We start from the raw sequence: 11,225 nt of genomic DNA, 5'->3' as shown, positions 1-11,225 counted from the left end.
AATTTACTTTATAAACAGAAGTGCCAGGAAATAGATGGCGGGAGTGATAAAAATCACACTGTCAAATCTGTCCATAATACCGCCGTGTCCCGGGATGAGTTTACCGTAGTCCTTGATATCATGCTCCCTTTTGATTCCGGAGGCGATCAAGTCTCCCACCTGAGACAGACAACCCGCCACAAATGTGATAATAGCAAAGCTGGTCATACAAATCTGCGCGGAAAGTGTTGTATCTGTATATTTAGAATAAACGTATCCGAAAATAACTCCTGCCACAACGCTTCCAAGCACGCCTCCCACAGCTCCCTCAATAGTCTTCTTGGGAGAAAGAAGCGGGCAAAGCTTATGCTTGCCAAAAGCACTGCCTGCAAAATAGGCACAGGTATCGCATATCCACGCAACAAACGGAATCCATGCAAGTAAGTGCCCCTCCGGCTTCGCCCTCAGCAGATAAATAAATGCGAGCATCACCGGTGCATATATAAACGAAAATACGGATCCGATCATCTGATTAGCTTTATATTTCGGATATGAAAAAACGAAAATAACAGCCTCTGCCACAAAAAGCGACATTATTACTACCACTAAAAAGAGCATATCTCCGCCCTTCAACAAAAGCAGTATGTAATAAAAAGTTACCGCAGCCATTCCGATTAACTCCGGAAGATTCATCTTTTCATCCGCAGCGCGAACCTTCAAAGCACCTGAAAGTTCATGGTATCCAACAAGTGATACAAAGAGCAAAACTCCTGCAGTCACATAACCGCCGCTCACAAGCGTCAATATAAGCAGAACTACCAGTACTGCTCCGCTTATTACTCTAGTCTTCATATATTTCCCCTTTTATGTTTTACTCTTCCGGCTCTGTTTTCAAACCGCCAAACTTACGGTTCCTGCCTGCATACGCATCCACCGCTTTCTGAAGCTCTGCTTCGTCAAAATCGGGCCATGCAATATCTGTGTAGTAAAACTCTGTATAAGCGCACTGCCATAATAAGAAATTACTGAGGCGCTGCTCTCCGCAGGTGCGGATAAGAAGATCGGGATCCGGGATATTCGAAGTATCCAGATGCTCCGATATCATCTGCTCTGTTATATCAGCCGCCGCAATTTTGCCATTGCTGCACTCCTGTGAAATTTCTCTGACAGCGCGTACAATTTCATCACGACTTCCGTAGTTAATTGCTATAGTAAAAGTGAGACCGGTGTTACCTGCTGTTGCGGTCTCGAGCTCATTGATTGCATCCTGAATGTCGGCTGAGAGCTTGCTGCGCTCGCCGATAACCTGACAACGTACGTTGTTCTTCATTGACTTCTTGATACTGCTCTTAAGATACTGTCTGAGTATCATCATCAGGGCTGTAACTTCAGTCTCGGGTCTGTTCCAGTTTTCTGTAGAGAAAGCATACACTGTCAAATATTTAATGCCCATATCTCTTGCAACAACAAGGATATCCTCTACAGCCTTAGCTCCCTGTTTGTGTCCGTAGTTTCGGGGAAGGCCCTTTGCTTTGGCCCATCGGCCGTTACCATCAAGTATTATAGCGACATGTTGTGGTATTTTTGTGTTTTCTTCCATATTTACCCTCATCCGCCCCTTCGGGGCACCTTCCCCCAAAGGGGAAGGCATTATTTTTTCTGCATTCATCCCCAGAAAGGAAGGCTCCTATAAATGTAAGTAGAGCCTGTGCTGTAACCCACAGGCTCTTTTTCTTATAATTTTGAATAAAGAGGTTCCGAAATCAGACTGTCATTACCTCTTTGCTCTTTTCTTCAACCGCTTCGTCAATCTTCTTAACGAACTTATCGGTCATCTTCTGAAGATCTTCTTCAAGTTCAGCAATCTCATCCTCTGAAACGTCGGTGCCCTTTAATTTCTTAAAGGAATCATTTCCGTCACGACGAATATTTCTTACTGCAACCTTAGCATCCTCACCTTTCTTCTTGATATCCTTAGCCAGCTGCTTTCTGCGCTCCTCAGTGAGCTCAGGGAAGATAAGACGGATAACAGCACCGTCATTGCTGGGTGTGATACCGATGTCGGATGCAAGTATAGCCTTCTCAATATCTTTGATAAGACTCTTATCCCAGGGTGCTATCTGAATCATGCGCGCCTCGGGAATGGAAACATTACCAACCTGCTGAATAGGTGTGGGTGTTCCGTAATAATCCACCTTGAGTTTATCAAGAACATGCGGATTAGCGCGTCCTGCACGAATAGAAGCAAGCTCCTGCGCAAGGAAATCAAAAGCCTTCGTCATTTTCTCTTCGTAGATTTTAACTTTTTCATTCATACACTTATCCTCCGGATTATTTTTTATGCGGTAACAGTGGTTCCGTTGAAGTTGCCACTTGCTGCCTTTATTATACTATTTTCTTCCTGAAGAGCGAATACTCTCATAGGAATATGATTCTCTTTAACCATGATGGACGCTGTCATATCAACAACCTGCAGATTCTGTGCAACCACATCGTCAATGCTTATTGTGTCATAGCGCTTAGCGTTCGGATTGGTAGCAGGATCGCTGTCATATACTCCATCGATAGCCTTGGCAAGAAGGATAACGTCTGCCTCGATCTCGATAGCTCTGAGAGTTGATCCCGTATCTGTTGAGAAATAGGGATGTCCTGTGCCGCCGGCAAAGAATACAACCATTCCCTTTGAAAAATATTTATTTGCTCTGTCCTTCGAGAAAAGCTTGGTAAATGAACCACATTCAAAAGGTGTGAGAATGTTTGTCATCATACCTACGCTTCTGAAAATCTCGGACACATAAATGCAGTTCATGATTGTAGCAAGCATGCCGATCTGATCTGCTTTTACGCGGTCGATGTTCTCGCTTGTGCGTCCTCTCCAGAAATTACCGCCTCCGATGACGATACCTACTTCAACTCCGTCATCTACAAGCTTTTTAACCTGGAGTGCTACTCCGCGAACTGTCTCTTCATGAAAGCCGGTTTTGTTAGGTCCGGCAAGTGCTTCACCACTAAGTTTTAAAAGTATTCTCATTATTTCTGTCCCTTAAGTCCATCAAAGAATGCGGAAGGATTAACCTCAGCATAAGACTGAGAGCAGTTACCTTCGATAACGGCACCGTTGTTGATCTGTACTGACTGAGACTTGATGTTACCCATAACGATTGCAGTAGTATCAAGAACTACAGGACCGGGAACATCGATGTCACCCTTTACAGCACCTGCGATAACAGCGCTTGTAGCATAGATGTTACCGATAACTACTGTACTCTGTCCGATCTTAACGCTTCCGTTACTTCTAACTTCACCTGTGATTCTGGCTGCCTCTGCATAGATCTCTGCTGCCTTGGAATCACCCTCAACCTCACCTGTAACGTTGAGCTTACCGAGACAGGTTACGTTACCTGTAATCTTACCAACAAGGTCAAGTGAGCCTGTTGTCTCAAGATTACCAACTATTTTCATACCCTCTGTAATGCTGGCTACTTCATCTGTAGGTGTCTGCTGCTGAATGTCCATTGATCCAAATCCCCCATTATTATAATTTGTTGTCTTTCTCTCCTGGTATACAGGCATCTCCTCTGTCTTCTCCTTTGCAATTGACTCAATTGCACTAAGTGAAGCTGAAAGATCTGCTACTGTATCCTCCTCTTCCTCCTCGATTGTGCTGAGGTCCTCAATAACATCCTCAGGCTCCTCGAAAATTTCTTCCTCTGCTTCAGGCTCCTGTGAAATCACAACCTCTGCTACAGTCTCTTCCTCGGTCTCGATGACCGCTTCAGAAGACTCTTCTGACTCACCCTCGTCGAGCTTAATATCGTCAAGGTGATCAAGCATATCGTTCAGATCCTTCTTAACCTCTGCCTCTGTCTTGGTCTTAGCTGTTTCAACTTCTTCTGAAGCAGCTTCCTTTTCCGCAGTTGCATTCAGGATCTTAGCTTCCTCACCTTCCTCAGGCATTATTGTCTTTGCAGCCTGAGAGAGATCACTTTTCAGCTCTGAAAAAAATCCCATTTCTCTTTCCTCCGTTCCTTACTGAGAATTGCTGATATGTTGAACCGGTAACGTATCATCTGTTATCGGAACTATCACTGTGTTATCAAGCGCCTGAACCTGTTCGATAATTTCAGGCAGCGCCTCCACTGTCGCGGGCTTATCCGCCGCATCATGAAGCAGTATTATCGCTTCATGGAATTTAGGCACCCCGGTCATAACGTTGGCAACTATCACATCTTTATTGATGCCGCTGTCATCACTGCTGGCCACATTCCAGTCAAAATATGTAATGTGCTCAAGGTCAAGATAATTTATCAATTGATCCATCGGAGCCCTGCTCACGGTATTGGAGCTTCCTCCGGGGAATCTGTAATACTCTGACCAGACACCTGTTATCTCATATAAATATGTTTGCAGTTTATGTAAATCAGCCGAAAAGCTTTCGAGTGATTCGTACAACTCACTGTATTTATGGCTGTATGAATGCATCCCCAGTGTATGACCGCCCGCTGCTATGCGCCTGTAAAGCTTCTCGTTCTCTTCACCCTCCTTACCGGTTACGAAAAACGTCGCTTTAACCCCATAGCTGTCAAGAATATCAAGTATCTGATTTGTTGATGAACTGGGCCCGTCATCAAAGGTTATATAAACTCTTCTTATGCCGTCCCATTCCTCCTGCTCTCCATCCGGCGCCTCATCGGATGATTCATCCTCTGTGGACTTAACATCCTCACCGGCAACTCCGCTACTGATCTCAGGATCAACCTCCGGAGTGTCATCCTCTGTCTCATCCGTCTCCTGTACTGCTATATCTGCTGTCTCATCTTCAGAAGCATCTGCGTCAGGATTATCAGGATCTCCGCCGGCAAGCGTCTCCTCCCCGAAATGCTCCTCGTACCAGCTAAGTTCAGATTTCGCCTTATCAAGCATCTTATTGGTACGAATATTTTTGATCACAAGGAAAATGCAAAAACCGGTGGGAATGAGGCATGAAGCTGCAATGGATACGAGAATCAGTCTTCTTAAAAAACGGATTCTCCGGGAACGATCCGTGCTCTGTCCGTGACCCCCCGTATTTGTTGCCATAATAATTACCACATTTCCAACTTGCTGTTATGTCTAAAAGGCAGCCGGGCCACGCAAAAAAACTTCTTCCACAGCCTCCCATGCTACCTACATAGCCAAACAAGATTATATCATATTTTAAAGGGTACAAAAAGAGAAAAATGCACTTAGATTTCATGCATTAAGTCCTGTCCTGTGTTTCTGTTGTCAAGTGGAAAAAAGTACTAAAGATAAGGCAAAAATTTTGTAAGCCGAAAAGCCCCCAGTATATAGATTTTTTAGATTTCCTTTATGGTGGATTTATTATCGTTTGCTATTCTAATTACACCAAAGAAACAGGAGGAAAAGGGGTATGAGGAAAATCTACGGAATTATTATCACAATCGCTGTTTTTATCAGCATTTTCGCAAATTCTTCATTTACAATTACGGCAGCCAGCGGACAGGGTATGGCAGACGGCCTGCAAATTAACGGCGAGTATCTTATCATGGACTCCGATAATCTGCACAGTGAATATGTTGTGATAGCAACAAACAAATCCGGAAAGGATCTGTCGGTAGTTGCAAAATTCTTTGCTGTCGGAGGAAACGGGAATCCGATAAAAACCGTATACGACAGTGCTTCGGCAATCAAAAACGGCCAATCCTTTATTCTCTATGGACAGTTCAAAAACTCAGAATTAAAGGACGTTGCAAGCTATTCCTATACCCTTATGACCGGCATCACAGAAGATTGCAAATATGACTCTGTCAATGTTGATGTGGAATCTCAAGAAGGTGTGCTTGAAGTAACCGGTACAAACTACTCCTCCGAGGATACCAGTCTTGTAAATGTAAGAACCATATTTTTCAAGGATGGTTCCCCTGTTGCCTTCGATCACGTGAATCTCGGTGACAGCGCTTACTCCTTAAGAAGCGGCAGTTCCAACACCCAGGAACTCGGTCAGCTCCACCCCGAGTATGATAATTATCTCATTACATATTCAGTAGCCAGTGATATGTAAATTGGCGGGCGTCCTATCTCAATAATCAACCTTCATGAGACATAAGCCCTGCGGCGGTGCCGTGGGGCCTGCTTTTTGTCTGTCGCAGGCTTCTATGATATCCTTCATCTCCTCAGGTTTTATGTTGCCATAGCCAACCTCAAGAAGAGTTCCTGTCATTATTCTGACCATGTTTTGTAAAAAGCCGTTTCCATGGAAATACAACCTTATCTGAGGGCCGCTCTCCTCGATTTTGATATTGTCTACGCATCTTACCGTGGACTTTTTCATCTTGGTATTCCCGCAAAAGCTTTTAAAATCATGCGTTCCGATTATATATTCGGCCGCTTTTTTCATAAGCTCCACATCTGGTTTGTTCTCAAGAACAGTGACATACTTCCTGTCGAATACCGGCTTGGAATTGCCAAAATAACAGGTGTATCTGTAAGTCTTCCCCAGGGCGTTATATCTGCTGTGAAACCTCTCAGCGCAAGCTCTGACATCATTGATGCTGATATCCTCCGGAAGATACTGATTCATATAGTTCTGAATCTCTTCTTCCGTGAGATCTGTATCAAGCATAGCATTAGCCGTCATAGCCCTGGCATGAACTCCGGCATCTGTTCGTCCGGCACCTATTACCTGAACTGATTCTCCCTCCGGGAGTCCCACCATTCTGGTAAGCACTGCTTCGAGCTTGCCCTGGATGGTCATGTCTTTATTCGGTTGTCTCTCCCAGCCAAAGAACCTGGTTCCGTCATAGCTGAGTGTAAATTTATAATTTCTTTTCATTAAGCCTTGAGTTGTTCCTTAATTGCTCCGAGCAGTTCGTCGTAGGTCTCGAATGCAGGGAACTGAGGATAATCCTTCTTAATCTGATCTGTTGTTCTGAAAAGGAAGCCTGCCTTGCTGGCCTCGATCATTCCAAGGTCGTTAAAGCTGTCTCCGCTTGCGATAGTTTCGAATCCTATGCTCTGAAGAGCCTTGACAGTTGTGAGTTTACCCTTTTCGCAGCGCATCTTATAATTCGTGATTTCGCCGTTATCCGCAACTTCAAGACTGTTGCAGAAAATTGTAGGCCATCCCAGTTTTTTCATAAGAGGTGTTGCAAACTGTGTGAATGTATCGCTAAGAATAATAACCTGTGTTATAGATCTGAGTTCATCAAGAAACTCTTTTGCACCCGGCAGGGGATCGATTGTTGCAATAGTGTCCTGAATCTCCTTAAGTCCAAGTCCGTGCTCCTTAAGAATTCCGATTCTCCACTTCATGAGCTTGTCGTAATCAGGTTCGTCTCTTGTGGTTCTCTTAAGTTCGGGAATTCCTGATGCTTCAGCAAAAGCAATCCATATCTCAGGAACCAAAACACCTTCCAAATCCAAACAGGTAACGTACATTTTTTCATCCTCCTCGTACTATTGTGCCTTCCCCCAGGGGGAAGGCGTTATTGTTAAGTAGTTTACCATATATTTTGAAAAAATGAATATAAAATCAGCATTTTATCTGCATTTTTCCCATGTCATTCCCTGGAAAGTCGTATGTTTTCTGCTTTCTTCCATGGGCTGCGGTTTTCCGAAATGATAGCCCTGGGCTTTATCACAACCGATTGTTTTCAAAAACTCGAAGTGTTCTTCGGTCTCCACACCCTCTGTCAAAGTGACATGTCCGAGGCTGTGTGCGGCCTGGATAATAAAACCGAGTACGGTTCCGGCCTTTGGATTCCTGTCATACTGCCTTAAGAAGGCAAGGTCAAGTTTTAGCGTATCAAACTTGTAGTCAAGAATCGTGGTCAGGGAAGAATAACCGCTTCCGAAATCATCAATCCACACCTGATAGCCAAGCTCCCTGAAGTGATCGATTTCTCTTTTTATAAGCGCATCATCCTCCATGAGGGCACTCTCGGTAACTTCAATATCCAGCATATTTACCGGCATTTTTACGTCATTTCTGTATTTTTCAATCTCATCAATGACATTGCAGAGGTTGAAATCAAGCCTTGAAAGGTTTATGGAAACAGGAACAAGCATCTCGCCTCTGTCCCTGAGGTCGGCATAGTCCTCGCAGACCTTTTTTACCATAAACATATCAAGCTTATGAATCTGTCTGTGTTCCTCGAGAATTTCAATAAAGCCTCCCGGCGAAATCAATCCCTTCTCGGGATCTTTCCATCTTGCAAGAGCCTCATAACCGCAGATTTCTCCGGTTCTGGTACGAATCACAGGCTGATAGAACACCTTGATATTCTCATTCTCCACAGCATCATCGATATTATCGAGGACAAACTGCTGCATCTGAAGCTTGGAATGAATATCCTCGTTATAAAAAGCATATGGTATGTCATATCTTTTCTTGATATTCTTGCACGCAAGCCTTGCATGGTCACAGGCAAGGCCGATATCGTTGCAGTCCTGTTCAACCTTATAGATGCCTGCCTTTATCTCAAGCTTTGCACCCGGAACAAGCTTGGCCACATCATCGTGAATCTTAAGTACCGTTGATTCAACATCTCTTGAAAAGGTACATACCACGAAATGATCCTCGGAAAATCTCGCAACCATGCGCTCCAAAAAAGAGTGCCACAGAAGTCTTGCAATATCGTACAAGAGCTCGTCACCCTTCTGGAATCCGTATTTTTCATTAAAAAGCTTGAAATGATTAAGATCGAAATAAATGACGGTTATTCCCTGTCTTCTGATTTCCATATCCGTCATTTTTTCCTGAACAGCCTGATAGAAGTGCGCCTGATTCCACATTCCGGTGAGAGAATCCATCTCCTGATTCATCTCAAGAACCTGTGACTCGGCGTAGCTGTTCTTATTATTGTTGTAATATTCGTTCTGATCTATATCCACTATGTAGACATAGTAATAGCTCACCCCGCCCTCAGCATGGACAAGGTGACCAAAATCCTCTACATATCTGAGTTTCCCGCTCTTGGTCTGTATCCGATAACGCACGTAATCGTGTCGCATGGCACCAAAAACGGTCTGCTTGCTTATGGCTCCCTGGGTTGCTCCGTAGTCCTCAGAATAGACCATTCCACTAAAACACCCGCCGGTAAGATTCATGAAATCGTCCAGCGAATCGCATTCGTAGAGCTTTACTATATTTTCATCCGCGAAAACTATTTTCCCCGGATCCTCGGCATTGTATATGAAAAATCCGGCCGGTACTCCCTGGGGAATACCTCCGTCTTTCATCTTTACAGCTTTACTTCTTGTTCTTTTCTTAACTTCAGTCATCCGCTATCCCCTCATAAGAAAACGCTAAGTATGGCATTTCAAAACCCATACCGCCATTTAAATTGTAGCCTATGCGGAATGATAAAAGAATTAACTTGAAATAAAAAAACAATAATTATTTTCTGTAAAGGAACTTACTTGCAGCCCATATCGCAACCTTGTAAGGAAGCGGTCTAAGCGCTTTGTCGGCGTTCTTAAGCTCCTCTATTATGTGTATGTGCTGAGGACAGTGACTCTCACATTTTCCACAGCCGATGCACTGAGTGGGAAGCGCCGGCTTCTTCTGCAATCCTATGGTCTGCATATACTCCCATCTGCCGGAATTCTTATTTTCGGTGTACATCGTGTTATAGCATCTGAAAGCAGTGGGAATATCCACACCTCTTGGGCATGGCATACAGTAGCCGCAGCCCGTGCAGCCAACCTTCATTGACTCATTGATGCTGTTCTTTATCTGTTCGATAAGAGCAAAATCCTTTTCGGTAAAATCGCCCACTTCCGCATCCGATGCCACGCGGCAGTTTTCATCAACCATTTCAAGGCTGTTCATTCCGGAAAGGATACAGGTTACCTGAGGCTGATCCCAAAGCCACCTGAATGCCAGTTCCGGCGCGGTTCTGTGTTTTTCATCTTCGGCGATGAGTCTCTTGGCTTTCTCGGGAAGGAGATTAACCAGTTTTCCTCCGCGAAGAGGTTCCATGATGATAACCGGAATTTCCTTCTCTCCTGCTGCCTCAATGCCCTTTCTTCCCGCCTGTGATACCTCATCAAGGTAGTTGTACTGAATCTGGCAGAAGTCCCAGTCATAGGCATTTAAAATTTCTATGAACATATCGGAATTGCCATGGAATGAAAAACCGATGTTTCTTATCTCACCCGAAGCCTTCTTTTCGGCAATCCAGTCCTCAATTCCCAGCCTCTTTAGTTTCTCCCAAGCTTCAATATCAGTGAGCATGTGCATTAAATAATAGTCGATATAATTCGTACGAAGCCTGGAAAGCTGCTCTTTGAAATATTTATCTATAGCTTCCCTACTGGCTATAAGATATTGCGGCAGCTTTGTCGCTATATTGATTTTATCCCTGATATTATTTTTCTCAAAAATCTCACCTATTGCTGCTTCACTTCCGGAATAGATATAGGCAGTATCATAGTAGTTAACACCCTGCTCAAAGGCTCTCATTATCTGATCGTTCGCCTTTTGCATATCGATACCGCCGGTTGCATTTTTCTGAAAACGCATGCATCCGAATCCGAGAGCAGATATTTCTTCCCCATTTCGGTTTTTCCTATACTTCATAGTCACCTTCTGTTCCTGTTAAATGAGCTTCTCAACGCATGCTGCGACGTTTTCCATCTTCTCAGTGGGCTCGAAGCGTGCAACAACCTCACCGTTTCTGTCTACTACGAACTTTGTGAAGTTCCATTTGATGTCAGGATTGTTCTTGTAATCCTTATCAATCTTCTTAAGCATTACGCCCATTGCAAGTGCTGCGGGGCCTTTGCCAAAGCCTTCAAAACCCTTCTGCTCCTTGAGATACTTAAAGAGCGGAAGCTGATTCTCTCCGTTGACATCAGACTTCTTCATCTGAGGGAACTTTGTGTTGTAATGAAGCTGGCAGAACTCGTGAATCTCATCGTCTGTTCCGGGTGTCTGGCCTGCAAACTGATTGCAGGGAACATCTACAACTTCAAAGCCCTGATCGTGGAACTTCTCATACATATCCTCGATATCCTTGTAGTGAGGTGTAAAACCGCATCCGGTAGCTGTGTTTACAACAAGAACAACTTTCCCCTTAAAGTTCTCCATTGAAATCTCTTCGCCCTGTGCGTTAGTTACTGAAAAATCATAAAATCCCATGGTATAAACCTCCATAAATAAAAACTGTTGCGTTGATAGCAATAAATCATCGTCTTAATTTAACGCTATTATATTGCACGCAATCTATATTGTCAAGAGTTTT

General features: G+C 44.0%; 12 protein-coding genes. 1 reads left to right on the top strand and 11 read right to left on the bottom strand.

Annotation, left to right across the window (positions count from 1 at the left end):
* Positions 1-3 precede the first annotated feature (3 nt).
* The 6 genes from G630_RS0106240 to G630_RS20990 form a co-directional block, all read right to left on the bottom strand.
* Entirely contained in the window at positions 4-831 is an 828-nt protein-coding gene (locus tag G630_RS0106240; protein ID WP_026498084.1) for a phosphatidate cytidylyltransferase, read from the bottom strand.
* 19 nt (positions 832-850) lie between these two features.
* The gene (locus G630_RS0106235) at positions 851-1,579 is read right to left on the bottom strand and encodes an isoprenyl transferase (RefSeq protein WP_022763085.1); all 729 of its coding nucleotides are present in this window, start codon (positions 1,577-1,579) and stop codon (positions 851-853) included.
* 163 nt (positions 1,580-1,742) lie between these two features.
* Complete coding sequence (gene frr / locus G630_RS0106230; protein ID WP_022763084.1) at positions 1,743-2,294, bottom strand: ribosome recycling factor; 552 nt, start codon at positions 2,292-2,294, stop codon at positions 1,743-1,745.
* A gap of 23 nt (positions 2,295-2,317) precedes the next feature.
* A complete protein-coding gene (pyrH, locus tag G630_RS0106225) occupies positions 2,318-3,010 on the bottom strand; it encodes a UMP kinase (protein WP_022763083.1) in 693 nt (230 codons plus the stop codon).
* Positions 3,010-3,990 (bottom strand): polymer-forming cytoskeletal protein, encoded by a 981-nt coding sequence (locus G630_RS0106220; protein ID WP_026498082.1) that lies wholly within the window; start codon positions 3,988-3,990, stop codon positions 3,010-3,012. Before G630_RS0106220 ends, pyrH begins: the two co-directional genes overlap by 1 nt.
* Positions 3,991-4,008: 18 nt before the next feature.
* Entirely contained in the window at positions 4,009-5,058 is a 1,050-nt protein-coding gene (locus G630_RS20990; RefSeq protein ID WP_044958801.1) for a polysaccharide deacetylase family protein, read from the bottom strand.
* 331 nt (positions 5,059-5,389) lie between these two features.
* On the opposite strand from G630_RS20990, the gene G630_RS0106210 reads away from it, so the two are divergent.
* On the top strand, positions 5,390-6,040 hold the full coding sequence (locus tag G630_RS0106210) for a hypothetical protein (RefSeq protein WP_022763080.1): 651 nt from the start codon (positions 5,390-5,392) through the stop codon (positions 6,038-6,040).
* A gap of 18 nt (positions 6,041-6,058) precedes the next feature.
* On the opposite strand, the gene truA is transcribed toward G630_RS0106210, so the two are convergent.
* From truA to G630_RS0106185, 5 genes are all read right to left on the bottom strand, one after another.
* Positions 6,059-6,811 (bottom strand): tRNA pseudouridine(38-40) synthase TruA, encoded by a 753-nt coding sequence (truA, locus tag G630_RS0106205; RefSeq protein WP_022763079.1) that lies wholly within the window; start codon positions 6,809-6,811, stop codon positions 6,059-6,061.
* Complete coding sequence (gene thrH / locus G630_RS0106200) at positions 6,811-7,416, bottom strand: bifunctional phosphoserine phosphatase/homoserine phosphotransferase ThrH (protein ID WP_026498081.1); 606 nt, start codon at positions 7,414-7,416, stop codon at positions 6,811-6,813. The genes truA and thrH overlap by 1 nt, the downstream gene beginning before the upstream one ends.
* A gap of 102 nt (positions 7,417-7,518) precedes the next feature.
* Entirely contained in the window at positions 7,519-9,261 is a 1,743-nt protein-coding gene (locus G630_RS20985; protein WP_049946119.1) for a putative bifunctional diguanylate cyclase/phosphodiesterase, read from the bottom strand.
* 115 nt (positions 9,262-9,376) lie between these two features.
* A complete protein-coding gene (locus tag G630_RS0106190; RefSeq protein WP_026498080.1) occupies positions 9,377-10,561 on the bottom strand; it encodes an aldo/keto reductase in 1,185 nt (394 codons plus the stop codon).
* 18 nt (positions 10,562-10,579) lie between these two features.
* A complete protein-coding gene (locus G630_RS0106185) occupies positions 10,580-11,122 on the bottom strand; it encodes a glutathione peroxidase (RefSeq protein WP_022763075.1) in 543 nt (180 codons plus the stop codon).
* Between the last annotated feature and the right edge of the window lie 103 nt (positions 11,123-11,225).

It is taken from the genome of Butyrivibrio sp. WCD2001, assembly GCF_000424485.1.
Lineage (GTDB): Bacteria > Bacillota > Clostridia > Lachnospirales > Lachnospiraceae > Butyrivibrio.
This window is presented reverse-complemented; position numbering and strand designations above follow the sequence as displayed.

Bases quoted from the DNA above. Each gene is read 5' to 3' on its own strand.
- G630_RS0106240 (WP_026498084.1), bottom strand. From the start codon at position 831: ATGAAGACTAGAGTAATAAGCGGAGCAGTACTGGTAGTTCTGCTTATA.
- G630_RS0106235 (WP_022763085.1), bottom strand. From the start codon at position 1,579: ATGGAAGAAAACACAAAAATACCACAACATGTCGCTATAATACTTGAT.
- frr (WP_022763084.1), bottom strand. From the start codon at position 2,294: ATGAATGAAAAAGTTAAAATCTACGAAGAGAAAATGACGAAGGCTTTT.
- pyrH (WP_022763083.1), bottom strand. From the start codon at position 3,010: ATGAGAATACTTTTAAAACTTAGTGGTGAAGCACTTGCCGGACCTAAC.
- G630_RS0106220 (WP_026498082.1), bottom strand. From the start codon at position 3,990: ATGGGATTTTTTTCAGAGCTGAAAAGTGATCTCTCTCAGGCTGCAAAG.
- G630_RS20990 (WP_044958801.1), bottom strand. From the start codon at position 5,058: ATGGCAACAAATACGGGGGGTCACGGACAGAGCACGGATCGTTCCCGG.
- G630_RS0106210 (WP_022763080.1), top strand. From the start codon at position 5,390: ATGAGGAAAATCTACGGAATTATTATCACAATCGCTGTTTTTATCAGC.
- truA (WP_022763079.1), bottom strand. From the start codon at position 6,811: ATGAAAAGAAATTATAAATTTACACTCAGCTATGACGGAACCAGGTTC.
- thrH (WP_026498081.1), bottom strand. From the start codon at position 7,416: ATGTACGTTACCTGTTTGGATTTGGAAGGTGTTTTGGTTCCTGAGATA.
- G630_RS20985 (WP_049946119.1), bottom strand. From the start codon at position 9,261: ATGACTGAAGTTAAGAAAAGAACAAGAAGTAAAGCTGTAAAGATGAAA.
- G630_RS0106190 (WP_026498080.1), bottom strand. From the start codon at position 10,561: ATGAAGTATAGGAAAAACCGAAATGGGGAAGAAATATCTGCTCTCGGA.
- G630_RS0106185 (WP_022763075.1), bottom strand. From the start codon at position 11,122: ATGGGATTTTATGATTTTTCAGTAACTAACGCACAGGGCGAAGAGATT.